A 14,702-nucleotide genomic window follows, 5' to 3' on the forward strand; every position below is an offset into this window, starting at 1 on the left:
AATGTACAAAAAAGGACTGCTTTTGTATTGCTCCGGTTATCAGAAGGATAGCTGATGACCGGAAGCTACAGAAAGCAGTCCTTTTTGTATGCCAATTAGGTGCAGTAGCGGAACATTTTGTCCGTAAGGATCCTGGCGAAAATAAGGCCCAGGGGAAGAGCAACGATGATCAGAATCGCAGCTGCAAACCAGGAGGCGGAAACATTCAGGGACATGATTCCCAGATTGTAGATTGCCCGGTAGAGATAAAGTCCGGGAACCATGATCACAATGGATGGTACGGTAATGGAAATCCTGGGATATCCCACTTTGGTTTTGATGAGGGAGGCCAGAAGTCCGGCTGTCAGTGCTCCGAAAAAAGCCGCGGCAGCAGGTGGGAAACCGGCAAGATCAACAAGCTCCAGACGTAAAGTGTTGGACAGTGCGCCGATGAATGCGGCAGCTGCGGCTAGACGGACAGGGCTGTTGAACATGACCGAAAAGCCGAATACCCCGCAGAAGCTTGCCAGAAGCCGGAACAGGATCCTCTGAGCTGCCGAAAGCTCCAGAGGCAGGAAATCCACAGGCTTCAGATGAAGAAGCAGTGCCATCAGCCAGGCAGAGACAGCAGCCACCATTACAACAATAATGGCGTAGGCCAGTCGTTCCAGACCGGAACGCATATCCAGCTTGGCAAGGTCGATCCCGCTTGTGATAAACGGAAAGCCCGGAATGATAAACAGCATGGAACAGATGTACCCGGCCTCATGCTGGACGGAAATGTGGAACAGAAGCTCTGCCAGCTTCAGGAAGCCTGCATATACAAGACAGGCGGAGGAAACAGAAACTGCAATGCACATAAACAGAGTAAAATGATGCTTGCCAAGCTTGCAGCGGATGGCGTTTCCGATGCCTGCGCCTGCAAAAGCCAGGATCATTTCCAGCGGGCCACCGCCCAGAAGAAAAGTAAATGCACCACAGGCCAGTGCAGAAGCCAGTCCCAGAGCTGCAGGGGAATAAAGCCCGTGGATCCGCTCGATCTCATCTAACTGACTGTGCAGTGCTTCGCCGCTCATATGGATACCCTCCGCAGGAAAATCACTGACAAAATGTTCCAGCCTGTTCAGTCTGGAAGTATTTACGCCGGTGGTAGTCAGACTAAGTGCATGGGAAAAACTGCTCTCACCGTCAAAGCAGGTGTAGCTTATGGACATCAGTCCGATATCTGCGGAACAGGTGATACCAAGTGCTTCTGACAATGTATTCATGGAACTCCGTACCCGCCAGGCACCGGTCCCACAGGAGAGAAGCATCATGCCTGTACGGCCGATCAGGGAAGCTTTTTCGGAAAGAGAAGCTTCGGTGATGGGCTGGCTGTTCCTGGTACTTACGTAGTTGTGCCAGGGGATTTCCATATGATTACGTTTGATTAGAATATCTGACATAGAAATCACTTCTTTCTATATATTAAAATCATATAGTTGCTATTATAAATATATATAATAACTATAATCAGATATATTGTAGCCATTATTCTGAAAAAGTCAAGTATAGATGGAGTAAAATCTGACAGTACCAAAACGTCACTGTTAAAGATTTATCATTTTTTTGCGGAAAATGAATTTTTTTGGTTGCTTTTACGTACAATTTATGTATAATTGTGGATAGGGATGTTGGAATGACCAATTCCTATGGCAGGATGACAAAAACCTGCAGCAGTAGGTGGCTATCATAATTACTATTAAAGAAGAGAGGTAAATGTTAAGATGGCAAAAATCGATTTAACAAAGTATGGTATTACCGGAACAACTGAGATCGTGTACAATCCTTCTTACGATGTATTATTCGAGGAAGAGACCAAACCGGAGCTTGAAGGATTTGAGAAGGGTCAGGTCAGTGAGCTTGGTGCTGTCAATGTAATGACAGGTATCTACACAGGACGTTCCCCTAAAGACAAATATATCGTTATGGATGAGAACTCCAAGGACACAGTTTGGTGGACATCCGATGAGTACAAGAACGATAACCATCCGGCAACTCAGGAAGCATGGAATGCAGTTAAAGATCTTGCCAAGAAGGAGCTTTCCAACAAGAAACTTTTCGTAGTAGATGCATTCTGCGGAGCTAACAAAGACACACGTATGGCTATCCGTTTCATCGTTGAGGTTGCATGGCAGGCACACTTCGTAACAAACATGTTCATTCAGCCGACAGCTGAGGAGCTTGAGAACTTTGAGCCGGATTTCGTTGTTTACAACGCATCCAAGGCTAAAGTTGAGAACTACAAAGAATTAGGACTTAACTCTGAGACAGCTGTAATGTTCAACATTACAAGCCGTGAGCAGGTTATCGTTAATACATGGTACGGCGGAGAGATGAAGAAAGGTATGTTCTCCATGATGAACTACTATCTGCCGCTGAAGGGCATCGCTTCCATGCACTGCTCTGCAAACACAGACCTTAACGGAGAGAACACAGCAATCTTCTTCGGTCTTTCCGGAACAGGTAAGACAACACTTTCCACAGATCCTAAGCGTCTTCTGATCGGTGATGACGAGCATGGCTGGGATGACAACGGAGTATTCAACTTCGAGGGTGGATGCTACGCTAAGGTTATCAACCTTGACAAAGAGTCTGAGCCGGACATCTACAATGCGATCAAGAGAAACGCTCTTCTTGAGAACGTAACACTTGATGCTGAGGGCAAGATCGACTTCGCTGACAAGAGCGTAACAGAGAACACACGTGTTTCTTATCCGATCAACCACATCGAGAACATTGTTCGCCCTGTATCTTCTGCACCGGCAGCGAAAGAGGTTATCTTCCTGTCCGCAGATGCATTCGGCGTACTTCCTCCAGTATCTATCCTGACACCGGAGCAGACACAGTACTACTTCCTTTCCGGATTCACAGCTAAGCTTGCTGGTACAGAGCGTGGAATCACAGAGCCTACTCCTACATTCTCCGCATGCTTCGGACAGGCATTCCTTGAGCTTCACCCGACAAAATATGCTGAGGAGCTCGTTAAGAGAATGGAGAAGAGTGGTGCGAAAGCATACCTCGTTAACACAGGATGGAATGGAACTGGAAAACGTATCTCCATCAAAGATACTCGTGGTATCATCGATGCTATCCTTGACGGATCTATCCTTAAAGCTCCGACAAAGAAGATCCCATTCTTCAACTTCGAGGTTCCGACAGAGCTTCCGGGCGTAGATCCTGCAATCCTTGACCCACGTGACACATATGCAGATGCTGCAGAGTGGGAGACAAAGGCTAAAGATCTTGCTGCAAGATTCGTTAAGAACTTTGCTAAATATGAAGGAAATGCAGCTGGTAAAGCACTCGTTGCAGCTGGCCCGCAGGCATAATCAGTCATTCCAACTGAATACAGATCGTAGACTTAACCGGGAGCGGATTTATCCGCTCCCGGTTTTTTGACAAACAACTAAGGATCTATTATTTGATATAGAACTGTGCAGTGCGAAGCATGTTTCCAGACATGGAATAAACAGAAAGTTGAAGATATCTACCTGTAAAATAAAAAACTTTGGCTTGACTAACAGAGGGCATATGGTGTATCCTTTCTGAGAAGTTAAGCGGGAGACCCGTAAGACTGTAAAAATTCTCTTTGCACTGCATTACATTCGAACAGGATGCGAGATCAACAGTACAAACTGAGCAGGCGATGCTTTTCGGAATCGAAAATATTTATCGAAGGCATGGGGCCGGGCCGCAGGAAGCGGCAGCGGATATGGATTTAAACGTAATTGCAAAGAACCTGCATTCACGGAATATGAGGTGAAGCAGAATGTGACTTTGCTTTCAGACATATCTGCGGGACAGTGTATGTTTCGCAGGTATGTCTTTTTTACTGCAAAATATGGATGGAACAGAAGGTAGAAGCTGGGATATCCCTATACAGAAAAGAAAGAACACCGGCGGAAAATCGCACTGTAGCGAGTAGTGAAGGAACCGCCGGTTTTTTCACAGAAAATGTTGTGCCATAAGAAGAACCTGATCATATATTTAAAAGGAGATTCTGTTTATGGAACACACAGAAAACAAAACAATTATACATGATACAGAAAAAACAGCTTCATGGGAACAGCAGACAGCAATGAAGGTATCCGGGATCAGTATCCTGGTAAATCTTTTATTATCTGTATTTAAACTGATCGCAGGTATTGTGGCACATTCAGGAGCGATGATCTCGGATGCCATTCATTCTGCATCAGATGTGGGAAGCACCTTCATCGTGATCATCGGTGTCCGTCTTTCTACAAAGAAATCAGACAAAGAGCACCAGTACGGACATGAAAGAATGGAGTGTGTTTCTTCCATTGTCCTTGCAGGAATGCTGCTTGTCACTGGTCTCGGGATCGGAATTACCGGTGCCCGTGATATCGTAAAAAGCACATCCGGTGGAACCATTGCCATTCCGGGAACACTTGCACTGATTGCAGCAGTGGTATCCATTGTGGTAAAAGAATGGATGTTCTGGTATACAAGAGGTGCTGCAAAGAAGATCAATTCAGGAGCCCTGATGGCAGATGCATGGCACCATCGTTCAGATGCACTTTCCTCTATCGGAGCGTTTGTCGGTATTTTAGGTGCAAGACTGGGATACCCGATCCTGGACCCGATCGCCAGTATCGTGATCTGCGTTATGATCGCCAAGGCATCGATCGACATTTTCAGGGATGCCATTGACAAGATGGTAGATCATTCCTGTGATGCAAAAACTGAGGAATCCATGAAGAGAGAGATCCTCAAGGTACCGGGCGTCAGAAGAGTAGACCTTCTTAAAACCCGTCTTTTCGGATCCAAGATGTATGTGGATATCGAAATCGCAGCAGATGGAAATATTTCCCTTTTTGATGCACATGATATTGCGGAAAATGTACATCATACGATCGAGAATAAATTCAAAGATGTAAAGCACTGTATGGTGCATGTAAATCCGATCAACGGATAAAAAACAAGCTGCCGGAGCGACTGTGATCGTCAATCCGGCGGCTTGTTTTTGTATAGAGAAACACCCGGTAGGGGAGCTACCGGGTGTTTCGAGGGGAGTATAAATAATTAAATAAGGGGTTATGTAAAAAAAATTTTTGAAGGGTAAATTCTTTTTACAAGAATGATTATAATATAAACTGGAAAAAAAAGCAATATGATTTTGGCGAATAATCTCCAAACTTTTTGGGATACTATTTCCTGTAATAAAAAGCGGCAGAAAGCTTCGGAAAGCCGTAAAATCAACTTCATCAGGAGGTAATTCAAATGGCGAAAAATTACGAAACAGACAGAAATGAGTCTAATTATGCAGGAAAAAATCACGGGGAAAGTGCTTCCAGAAACTGCGGAAAAAACAGCTCTAAGAACAGTTCGGGAAATTCTTCCAGAAACAGTTCCAAAAGCAGCTACGGAAACAAAATTTCCGATGAATATGATTCTGAGAAGGACAGAGGCTCTGACAGATATTAAAGGATAAGAAAAGCGGGAAAAGTCAGAGATGGCTTTTCCCGCTTAAATACATATAAGGGAACATTCACCCGGAAGCTTCCATATAATATACCAAAAAGAGGAGATTTTTTCCATGTTTCAGATCGAAACTATCTCTGCAAAAATGCTGGATTATTATGTGGAGCGCAGCGACGCTGTTATCATAGATCTCCGGGATTCTGCCGCCTACAGAAGGGGACATGTCCGGAACGCGGTAAATATTCCATACAGAGAGCTGGAGGAATATCTTGAGAAAAAACAGGATCAGAAATATCGTTTTCCCAAAGATAAGCTGCTGATATTTTACTGCGACCGCGGCGGCGCCAGCATGCAGGCTGCCCGGAGCCTGGCAAGACAGGGCTGTCGTACCAGGTCTGTGATTGGTGGATTTGCAGCCTACAGAGGGAGAAATCTTGTGCGCGGATAAAAAAAGCGGACAATATCAAATCAGATTGCGAATGCATATCTGTAACAAATCTTGTATTTTAAAGGAAATCATGATAATGTAAAGAACAGAGATAAAAACCAACACAAATTACAAGGAGAAAAGATTATGAAATATATGTTTGCGTCCGATGTACATGGTTCGGCATATTACTGCCGGAAAATGCTGGAAGCATATGACAAGGAGAAGGCGGAGAGACTGGTGCTTCTGGGAGATCTGCTTTATCACGGACCAAGAAATGACCTTCCGAAGGAATACGCACCAAAGGAAGTCATCCGCCTTTTAAATGAGAGAAAAAACCAGATCTATGCAGTACGCGGAAACTGTGAGGCAGAGGTGGATCAGATGGTCCTGGACTTCCCGGTTATGGCAGATTACTGTATCCTTGCCATCGAAGGAAAAACGATGTACGCCACACACGGTCATATCTATAATAAGGATAATCTTCCGCCGATGATGGACGGAGACATTCTGATCCACGGCCATACACATGTGATGAAGGCAGAAAATATGGGGAATTATATCCTTCTGAACCCAGGTTCCGTATCCATTCCAAAGGAAGGTAACCCGCCGACCTATGCAATCCTTGAGAACGGAATTTTTACCATTAAAGATTTTGAAGGAAATACAGTACGGGAGATCACTTTATGAATCTGTGGGAATTAACGGCGCCCTGTCATTTTGGAACAGAGGCGGTGCTGAAGCGTGAAATACTGGATCTTGGCTATGAAGTGATCAGGGTGGAAGACGGAAGAGTAACCTTTGAGGCTGATGCCCAGGGTGTGGCAGACGCCAATCTGTTCCTTCGTACCACAGAACGTGTGCTTCTGAAAGTAGGCGAAGTAAAGGCCGAGACTTTTGATGAGCTTTTTGAAAAGACCAAGGCTCTCCCATGGGAGAATTACATACCGAAAAACGGTAAATTCTGGGTAGCCAAGGCAAACTCCATCAAAAGTAAGCTTTTCAGTCCATCTGATATCCAGTCCATTATGAAAAAAGCCATTGTAGAGCGTCTCAAAGGCATCTACGGGATTTCCTGGTTTCCGGAAGACGGTCCGGAATTTCCTATCCGTGTGGCCTTTATGAAAGACGTAGCTCTGATCGGAATCGACACTTCAGGAGTATCCCTCCATAAGAGAGGGTATCGCCAGATGACTGTCAAGGCACCTATCACCGAGACGCTTGCCAGTGCTCTTTTGATGCTCACCCCCTGGAAAAAGGATCGTATTCTTGTCGATCCGTTCTGCGGAAGCGGCACCTTTCCTATTGAGGCGGCAATGATGGCAGCGGATATGGCGCCGGGACTGAACCGTCATTTTCTGGCCGAGAGCTGGGAGCATCTGATCCCGAAGGAATGCTGGGAGGATGCAAGAGAAGAAGCCAGAGAACGTGTAAATCTTGATATTGAAACCGATATCCAGGGATTTGATATCGATGCAGCTGCCATCAAGGCAGCACGCGCCAACGCAAAAATGGCAGGAGTGGACAGACTGATCCATTTCCAGCAGCGCCCGGTCAGTGAACTCCGCCATTCCAAACCCTTTGGTTTTATCGTGACAAATCCGCCATATGGTGAGCGGATCGAAGAAAAATCCAATCTCCCTGCACTGTACCGTGAGATCGGTGAAAGCTATAAGGGGCTGGATCGCTGGTCCATGTATCTGATCACTGCCTATGACAAGGCAGAGAATGACATCGGCCGAAAGGCAGATAAAAACCGTAAGATCTATAACGGAATGATGAAAACCTACTATTACCAGTTTCTTGGACCACGTCCGCCGAAGAAAGGAAGTATTAAAGAATGAAAAAGATCATTTTTGCTACCGGAAATGAGGATAAAATGAAGGAGATCCGAAAGATACTTGCGGATCCTTCTCTGGAGATCCTTTCCCTGAAGGATGCCGGGATCCATGCGGATATTGATGAAAATGGAAAAAGCTTTGAAGAAAATGCCATGATCAAGGCAGAAGCAATCAGTAAAATGACCGGCGAGATCGTTCTGGCAGATGATTCCGGTCTGGAGATCGACTATCTGAACAAAGAGCCGGGAATCTATTCCGCACGCTATATGGGTGAGGATACTTCTTATCATATTAAAAACGCAAACCTGATCCAGCGTCTGGAAGGTGTACCTGATGAGAAACGTACTGCACGTTTTGTATGTGCTATTGCGGCAGCTTTCCCGGATGGCAGAAGAAAGACAGTCCGTGCTGCCATGGAAGGCCGCATCGGCTACGAGGAAAAAGGGGAGAATGGCTTTGGCTATGACCCGATCTTTTATCTTCCGGAATATGGCTGTACTTCCGCAGAGCTTTCCATGGAAGAAAAGAACAGGATCAGCCATCGTGGAAAAGCTCTTTGCCTTATAAAGGAAGAGCTTGTATGAAGGTGCTGATCGTAAGCGATACTCACGGAAGAGATGAAAACCTGGAGATCGCGATAAATCGGGAGGCTCCTTTTGACATGCTGGTACATTGCGGAGATGTGGAAGGCAGAGAATTTTATATCGAAGCCCTTGCAGAATGTCCCTGCAGTATTGTGTCCGGAAATAATGATTTTTTCTCGGATCTTCCGAGAGAAGATGTGATCGAGGTCGAGGAAAATAAGATTCTGGTAACTCACGGTCATTACTACGGTGTATCCATGGCCTTTGATCAGCTGGCAGAAGCTGCCCGCTCAAGGGGATGCAATGCGGCTTTTTTCGGACATATCCACGTACCGGTTGTTGAAAAGGAAGCAGGTGTGCTTCTGGTAAATCCCGGAAGTCTGGCTTATCCCAGACAACGGGGACGCCGTCCAAGCTATGCAGTAATGGAGACAGATGGAAAAGGCGAAATGCACGTAGAGATCCGTTACCTCTGAGTCCGGCAGAAAAAACAAATAAACTGTCATAATTGATAAAATTTGTGTCAATATTCAGCATATATTAGTCAAAAACGATTGCGAAAGTCAGCTAGGTGCTATATAATAAAAAGTAGTTGTTTTTTTAATAACAAAGAGCATTTTTAAGGGGACTGACCATGAAAGGGTCTCGTTCCTGAGAATGCAGCAGAGCGGAATGAGAAGGTCCGCTTTACATAAATGAAGGGGGAAAATACACATGACTGCGGTTATTATAGGGAGTATCGGCTTTTTATGCTGCTTCCTGTATGATCATAACAGTATCCGATTGAAAAAAAGCTTTCTTCATCCGTTTTTTAGCATAGGATGTTTCCTGATCGCAGTGTCAACAGGTCTGGTGATCCGGAGCTGCTGGCCGCGGCGGGGAAGTTCTTTTTTTATTTCTGCTGTTTTTCTGACAGCAGCGATCCTGTTTTTGGGACTGTTGATCTATACATTGTTTTTTGCGCTGCCCTTTGATGAGACATATGTCAAAGAAAATCATGAAAGGCTGGCCTATACAGAGGGTGTTTATGCACTCTGCCGACATCCTGGCGTTCTGTGGTTCGCCGGATTTTATTTTTGCCTGGCCGGATTTCTGGGATCCGGGAAGGCAATGGGGGCTTTTGGGATCCTTATCGTGTGGAACATATTGTACATTTTTTACCAGGACAGGATCGTGTTTCCGGAAACATTCAGTAATTACGGAGCGTATCAGCAGACAACTCCCTTTCTGATCCCAGACCGAAACAGTACAGCTGCCTGCATAAAAACATGGCGAAAAGGGGGGAAAAGGCGGTGAGTCTTGGCGAAAAGCTTCGAAAACAGCAGTATGATGCTATCTGGAAAGAATATTGCGGATTTCTTGATCTGACAATGCAGGATTACATGAAGATCCAGAATCGCCTGATGGAAGAGCAGATCCAGCTCTGGTCAGACTGTGAACTGGGCAAAAGCATTCTGAAGGGCAGGAGGCCATCCGGGATCGACGAGTTCCGTCGGCTGGTACCTCTTACCACTTATGAGGATTATGCCGACATGCTTTTGAAGAAGAGAAGCGAAACACTTCCGGGTAATCCGATCATCTGGATACAGACGACCTGGGAAGGCGGGCGCCATCCGATAAAAGTAGCACCATACACGAGAAGTATGCTGGATACCTACAGGAACAATGTAGTTGCCTGCCTCATATTGGCTACAAGCCACGAAAAGGGCAAATTTGATGTGGAGGAAACGGACAAGATCCTTTACGGACTGGCACCGTTGCCTTTTGCTACCGGCCTTTTTCCACTGGCGCTGAAAGAAGATATCGACATCCGTTTTCTTCCGGAAGTGGAAGATGCGGTAAATATGAGCTTTGGTGAGCGGAACAAAGAGGGCTTCAAGATGGCCATGAAACAGGACGTGGAATTTTTCTTCGGACTTGGAAGTGTGGCCTATGCAGTAAGCCAGAGCCTCACCGGAAGCGTATCATCAGGAAAAAGCAAAACCTCCTTTTCGGAACTTCTGCAGTATAAACCAAAGATGCTGAAAAGGATCCTGAATGCCAAAAAGATCTGTAAGAAGGAGAAACGGGAGCTTCTTCCGAAAGACCTTTTTCACCTGAAGGGATTTATGGTGGCAGGAACCGACAACCAGTGCTATAAGGATGATCTGGAGGAAATGTGGGGAGTTCGGCCCATGGAGCTTTTTGCAGGAACGGAACCTTCCATTATAGGAACCGAGACCTGGACCAGGAACGGAATGTACTTTTTCCCGGATACCTGCTTTTATGAATTTATCACCGAAAAGGATATGCTCCATAATTATGAGGATCCCACGTTCACTCCTCCGACCTATCTTATGGATGAGGTTGTTCCCGGGGAGAAATATGAGCTTGTGATCACTGTGTTGAAGGGCGGAGCCTTTGCCAGGTACCGTGTGGGAGATATGTATCGATGCGTGGGTCTTACCAACCAGGAGGATCGGACACAGATCCCAAGATTTGAGTACATAGACCGTGTTCCGTGGATCATTGATATCGCAGGCTTTACCAGGATTTCGGAAAATGGTATCAAAAGTGTGATCCAGCTGTCCGGGCAGCCGGTTACGGATTGGATCGCAGTGAAAGAATATAATGAGAAAAAACGCCCATATCTGCATCTTTATATAGAAGTAAAAAAAGAAGCGCTGATGTATCAGGCTATGAGCACGGATATTCTGAAAGAACTTCTGACCACGTATTTCAAATATATCGATCAGGATTACCGGGATCTGAAGAAAATCCTGGGAATGGATCCCCTTGTGGTGACCATCCTGCGCTGTGGTACCTTTCATCTGTATGAGTCCAGAAAAGGACGGAAACCACGGCATATGAGCACTCCTTATTATGAGGTGGCGGAACTTTTGAGACTGCAGGATGAAATCGGATTCGGGAATATGAGGAAGTAACTATGGAAAGCTATATATCATTTTCAATCATTTCAGTTTTTTTCTATACATTTATGATACTGACTCTTCTGGCTGGTAAGCGCAGCCGGATCATCAACAGTTTCATGTGTGTGCTGGGAGGAATGCTCTGCTGGACGTTGGGCTCTTTTCTGATGCGTATGGAGGCAGGACCCTCTTACATCCTGTGGTATTATGTGTCTCTGGCCGGAATCCTGTTTCTGCCATATTTTTACTATGTGTTCATCAGTGAATTCATGGGAGTGCGTATGGGCAGAAAAAGCAAGATCCCATTGCTTTTGATGCTGCTGCTTTTTGCAATCAACATCCCGGGCGGGATCATCCTGCGCTGGCCGGATCTGATCCGTAAAAACGGTGGTGCGCATTTTGTTTATAAGATCACACCCTGGTTCCTTCTGTTCTTTGTGGTGGCAGGAATCACCATTATTCAGATCTTTATCACCATGTACCGCGGATGCCGGAGACATCCCGGATACCGCAAACAGATCGAACCGATCCTTGTGGGGATACTGATCATTTTTGTGGGAAACCTTGCGCTGGCAGTGCCGGTATTTTCCGGATTCCCCATCGATATTGTCAGCGGTCTGATCAATGCTGTCCTGATGCTTTATGCACTGACCAGAAGACGGCTGTTCCAGATGCGCCGTCTTGCGTCAGATGGGGTTTGCTTTGGTGTGGGCGTGGTCCTGACGGTAGTACTGTTTATCAATCTTTCACCGTACCTGATGAGTTATATCCGAATGCTGCTCCCTGCAGCCAGTGAGTATCATGTGCTGATCTTTTCTTTCGTTTTTCTTATATCTGCATGGCTGGTCACAGTGCTGTGGAAATGTCTGATGAACAATGTTTTTATCAAAAAAGAGATCCAGCAGTCTCAGGAGCTGAAAGATTTTAGCCAGTCAGTATCCAGGACACTCCGGGTAGGAGAGATCCTGCGCAATACGGTAAATGTGTTGAAGGAAACTACCAATGCAGGACGGATCTATATTTGTCTGAGAGACAAAAAATCAGGGGAATATCAGGCTGTTTACAGCAACCGTCCGTTGAACGATCTGACCTTTTCACTGAAAGCGGATAATCCGGTGGTCACCTGGCTTACCAGAAATGAGGACTGTGTGGTGATCCGGGATTTTCGTTCTTCCACAGCCTACAAATCCATGTGGGAGTCGGAAAAACATATGTTTTCAGAGCTGGGTATCGAATACTGTGCAGGTCTTCGCCAGAATGATGATCTGGCCGGGATTATTGCGATTTCCGGTGACGGACACAGAAATCTGAACCATAATGATCTGGCCATGCTGTCTTCGGTCAGTTCGGTAGCTTCCATTGCCATCAAAAATGCCAGACTTTATGAGGCGGCATGGACTGAGGCAAGGACCGATGAACTGACGGGCCTTCTGAACCGGAAATATTTTTATGAGATCCTGGATGAGGAATACGAAAAAAATAAAGAGGGTTCGCTTGCACTGATCCTGTTCAATATTGATGATTTCAAGCTGTACAATCAGCTGTACGGAAATCAGCAGGGAGATGTTGCACTTCGAAAGGTGGCAGATATCATCCAGGCAAGTGTGGGAGAACAGGGATATGTGGCACGTCACAGTGCCAAGGAATTTGCGGTCCTGATGCCAAATTACGATATTTTTTCCGCCAGAAATCTGGCAGAATCCATACAGAAGCAGATCCTGCATATGCGCAACGATTCTGCAGACTACAAGCTGAAGATCCTTACGGTAAGCGTGGGGATCAGTGCGGCGCCTTATGCGGCACGCTCAGCAAAGGAGCTCCTGGATAATGCGGATCTGGCAGTATATCATGTAAAGCGCAGCGGTAAAAACGGCATCGAGATTTTTGACACCATGCTGAAGGAAAGCCTGGATGAAGAAAATGCTGGTAAGAAATCCGATCATGAACATATTTATCAGTCCTATGAATCCACGATCTATGCGCTGACTGCAGCCATTGATACCAAAGATCATTATACCTTCGGACATTCCAACAATGTGGCTTATTACGCAACAAGTCTTGCGAAGGCGCTGAACTATACAACGGAAATGGTGGAGATCATCCGTCAGGCGGCGCTTCTTCATGATGTTGGAAAGATCGGGATCCCGGAGCATATCCTGAATAAAGAAGGCAAGCTTACGGATGAAGAGTATGAGATCATGAAAGGTCATGTGGAAGCGTCCATCGGGATCATCCGTCACCTTCCGTCGCTGGATTATGTTATCCCTGCGGTTATCGGTCATCACGAACGTTATGACGGAAACGGCTATCCAAGGAGGATCGCGGGAGAAGATATCCCGGCATCTGCAAGGATCCTCTGCATCGCAGATTCCTTTGATGCCATGACATCCAAACGTTGTTATAAAGAACTGATGCCAGCGGAAAAAGCTCTTCGGATCATAAGAGAAGAGGAAGGAAAACAGTTCGATCCGGATATGGCGGAGGTATTTATCCACATATTTCGGGAAGGAAAGATCCATCTGGCAGAACCGGCGGAGTTGAAACGGGAAGAAAAAGCATAAAGAATATTAAGATTACGGGTCTGACAAGCTATGTCAGACCCGTTTTTGTGAAGAATATGAAGAAAGCTTTATTTATCATCTCCAGTAAGGCGAAGTACATCCCGGATCTCATCCACATTCATATCCAGGATCACGGCAAGCTCATCAATGGTGAATTTGGTGGCGTCATCATCGTCTGTGAGTTCTTTAACCGCAGCCTCCAGGTTTTCTACCTTGGATACCAGATAGTCGTCACGGAATTTCTGTTGTGTCTGTTCCTCAATGGCATGAAGGATCCCACTGCGGATACGACCACGCATCCAGGTGTCGTTTTTCTCCTGTGGGGCAGTTTCTTTGAGAGACGCCAGAAGGGCCAGATTTGCCTCCTGAATGAGATCGGCCAGGTGGATTTCCTCACAGTTCAGTTCAGCGGCCATCTGGGCTGCCTGAGCCATGTAGAACTGTGTCAGTGCACCTTCGGCAGCAGTGTCACCCTTTGCAAAGGCATGAAAGAGGGACGCAAGATCATCCGGATCAAGTCCTTCCGGGGAAAAGCTTTCCATATAGTCACTGAGATAAGCCTGTTCTTCGGCAGTAAGAGCAGCACGGGTACCCGGAAGCTCGTCCTTGTCGCTGGATTCGGATGAAACAGCATCTGCTCTGGCAGCGCCGGCAGCTTCATCGGCGCCTTCGATGGTGATCCCCTTTAATTTGAGATACTGCAGGATCTTTACAAGCTGTGAAGTGCTCAGATCCGATTCATCGAAATGATCACGGATCTGCTGCTGGGAGAGCTGCTTATTGTTTTCCTCAGCGATGGCACAGATGTCATTAAGCTTCTGCTGAAATAATTTTATATCCATGTAAAAACATCTCCTTATTATTTGCTTTTTTTCTTGACTTTAATTATGGTTTCATGATACCATAAGCCAGTCGCA

At 45.9% G+C, this 14,702-nt stretch carries 13 protein-coding genes and 1 riboswitch; of the genes, 11 read left to right on the forward strand and 2 right to left on the reverse strand.

Annotation, left to right across the window (positions count from 1 at the left end; genetic code table 11):
- Positions 1 to 95: 95 nt before the first annotated feature.
- Positions 96 to 1,424 carry a threonine/serine exporter family protein gene (locus BN3261_RS16430; RefSeq protein WP_059086780.1) on the reverse strand — a complete coding sequence of 443 codons (1,329 nt, stop codon included), beginning with the start codon at positions 1,422 to 1,424 and terminating at the stop codon, positions 96 to 98.
- 321 nt (positions 1,425 to 1,745) lie between these two features.
- Here BN3261_RS16430 and pckA point away from each other — a divergent pair, with 321 nt between their 5' ends.
- The 11 genes from pckA (at position 1,746) to BN3261_RS16485 (ending at position 13,785) form a co-directional block, all read left to right on the forward strand.
- Positions 1,746 to 3,350: a phosphoenolpyruvate carboxykinase (ATP) gene (pckA, locus tag BN3261_RS16435; protein ID WP_059086781.1), complete on the forward strand. Its 1,605-nt coding sequence runs from the start codon at positions 1,746 to 1,748 to the stop codon at positions 3,348 to 3,350.
- A gap of 296 nt (positions 3,351 to 3,646) precedes the next feature.
- Positions 3,647 to 3,827, forward strand: a riboswitch (NiCo riboswitch).
- Between the two features lie 200 nt (positions 3,828 to 4,027).
- Positions 4,028 to 4,957: a cation diffusion facilitator family transporter gene (locus tag BN3261_RS16440; RefSeq protein WP_059086782.1), complete on the forward strand. Its 930-nt coding sequence runs from the start codon at positions 4,028 to 4,030 to the stop codon at positions 4,955 to 4,957.
- A gap of 305 nt (positions 4,958 to 5,262) precedes the next feature.
- Positions 5,263 to 5,466, forward strand: coding sequence for a hypothetical protein (locus BN3261_RS16445; protein ID WP_022426534.1), 204 nt, complete (start codon positions 5,263 to 5,265; stop codon positions 5,464 to 5,466).
- 112 nt (positions 5,467 to 5,578) lie between these two features.
- Positions 5,579 to 5,911, forward strand: a complete 333-nt coding sequence (locus BN3261_RS16450) for a rhodanese-like domain-containing protein (protein ID WP_015526020.1) — start codon at positions 5,579 to 5,581, stop codon at positions 5,909 to 5,911.
- 126 nt (positions 5,912 to 6,037) lie between these two features.
- Positions 6,038 to 6,580, forward strand: a complete 543-nt coding sequence (gene yfcE / locus BN3261_RS16455) for a phosphodiesterase (RefSeq protein WP_059086783.1) — start codon at positions 6,038 to 6,040, stop codon at positions 6,578 to 6,580.
- Positions 6,577 to 7,734: a THUMP domain-containing class I SAM-dependent RNA methyltransferase gene (locus BN3261_RS16460; RefSeq protein WP_059086784.1), complete on the forward strand. Its 1,158-nt coding sequence runs from the start codon at positions 6,577 to 6,579 to the stop codon at positions 7,732 to 7,734. The genes yfcE and BN3261_RS16460 overlap by 4 nt, the downstream gene beginning before the upstream one ends.
- Positions 7,731 to 8,315 (forward strand): XTP/dITP diphosphatase, encoded by a 585-nt coding sequence (locus tag BN3261_RS16465; RefSeq protein WP_059086785.1) that lies wholly within the window; start codon positions 7,731 to 7,733, stop codon positions 8,313 to 8,315. The genes BN3261_RS16460 and BN3261_RS16465 overlap by 4 nt, the downstream gene beginning before the upstream one ends.
- Positions 8,312 to 8,791, forward strand: coding sequence for a metallophosphoesterase family protein (locus BN3261_RS16470; RefSeq protein WP_015526016.1), 480 nt, complete (start codon positions 8,312 to 8,314; stop codon positions 8,789 to 8,791). Before BN3261_RS16465 ends, BN3261_RS16470 begins: the two co-directional genes overlap by 4 nt.
- 238 nt (positions 8,792 to 9,029) lie before the next feature.
- Positions 9,030 to 9,611, forward strand: a complete 582-nt coding sequence (locus tag BN3261_RS16475) for a hypothetical protein (protein ID WP_059086786.1) — start codon at positions 9,030 to 9,032, stop codon at positions 9,609 to 9,611.
- A complete protein-coding gene (locus tag BN3261_RS16480) occupies positions 9,608 to 11,239 on the forward strand; it encodes a GH3 family acyl-acid amido synthetase (RefSeq protein ID WP_059086787.1) in 1,632 nt (543 codons plus the stop codon). The genes BN3261_RS16475 and BN3261_RS16480 overlap by 4 nt, the downstream gene beginning before the upstream one ends.
- A gap of 2 nt (positions 11,240 to 11,241) precedes the next feature.
- On the forward strand, positions 11,242 to 13,785 hold the full coding sequence (locus tag BN3261_RS16485) for a histidine kinase N-terminal 7TM domain-containing diguanylate cyclase/phosphohydrolase (protein WP_059086788.1): 2,544 nt from the start codon (positions 11,242 to 11,244) through the stop codon (positions 13,783 to 13,785).
- Positions 13,786 to 13,853: 68 nt separating this feature from the next.
- On the opposite strand, the gene BN3261_RS16490 is transcribed toward BN3261_RS16485, so the two are convergent.
- The gene (locus BN3261_RS16490) at positions 13,854 to 14,627 is read right to left on the reverse strand and encodes a hypothetical protein (RefSeq protein ID WP_015526012.1); all 774 of its coding nucleotides are present in this window, start codon (positions 14,625 to 14,627) and stop codon (positions 13,854 to 13,856) included.
- Between the last annotated feature and the right edge of the window lie 75 nt (positions 14,628 to 14,702).

The sequence above is a fragment of the Blautia massiliensis (ex Durand et al. 2017) genome (genome assembly GCF_001487165.1).
Lineage (GTDB): Bacteria > Bacillota > Clostridia > Lachnospirales > Lachnospiraceae > Blautia_A > Blautia_A fusiformis.

Bases quoted from the DNA above. Each gene is read 5' to 3' on its own strand.
- BN3261_RS16430 (WP_059086780.1), bottom strand. From the start codon at position 1,424: ATGTCAGATATTCTAATCAAACGTAATCATATGGAAATCCCCTGGCAC.
- pckA (WP_059086781.1), top strand. From the start codon at position 1,746: ATGGCAAAAATCGATTTAACAAAGTATGGTATTACCGGAACAACTGAG.
- BN3261_RS16440 (WP_059086782.1), top strand. From the start codon at position 4,028: ATGGAACACACAGAAAACAAAACAATTATACATGATACAGAAAAAACA.
- BN3261_RS16445 (WP_022426534.1), top strand. From the start codon at position 5,263: ATGGCGAAAAATTACGAAACAGACAGAAATGAGTCTAATTATGCAGGA.
- BN3261_RS16450 (WP_015526020.1), top strand. From the start codon at position 5,579: ATGTTTCAGATCGAAACTATCTCTGCAAAAATGCTGGATTATTATGTG.
- yfcE (WP_059086783.1), top strand. From the start codon at position 6,038: ATGAAATATATGTTTGCGTCCGATGTACATGGTTCGGCATATTACTGC.
- BN3261_RS16460 (WP_059086784.1), top strand. From the start codon at position 6,577: ATGAATCTGTGGGAATTAACGGCGCCCTGTCATTTTGGAACAGAGGCG.
- BN3261_RS16465 (WP_059086785.1), top strand. From the start codon at position 7,731: ATGAAAAAGATCATTTTTGCTACCGGAAATGAGGATAAAATGAAGGAG.
- BN3261_RS16470 (WP_015526016.1), top strand. From the start codon at position 8,312: ATGAAGGTGCTGATCGTAAGCGATACTCACGGAAGAGATGAAAACCTG.
- BN3261_RS16475 (WP_059086786.1), top strand. From the start codon at position 9,030: ATGACTGCGGTTATTATAGGGAGTATCGGCTTTTTATGCTGCTTCCTG.
- BN3261_RS16485 (WP_059086788.1), top strand. From the start codon at position 11,242: ATGGAAAGCTATATATCATTTTCAATCATTTCAGTTTTTTTCTATACA.
- BN3261_RS16490 (WP_015526012.1), bottom strand. From the start codon at position 14,627: ATGGATATAAAATTATTTCAGCAGAAGCTTAATGACATCTGTGCCATC.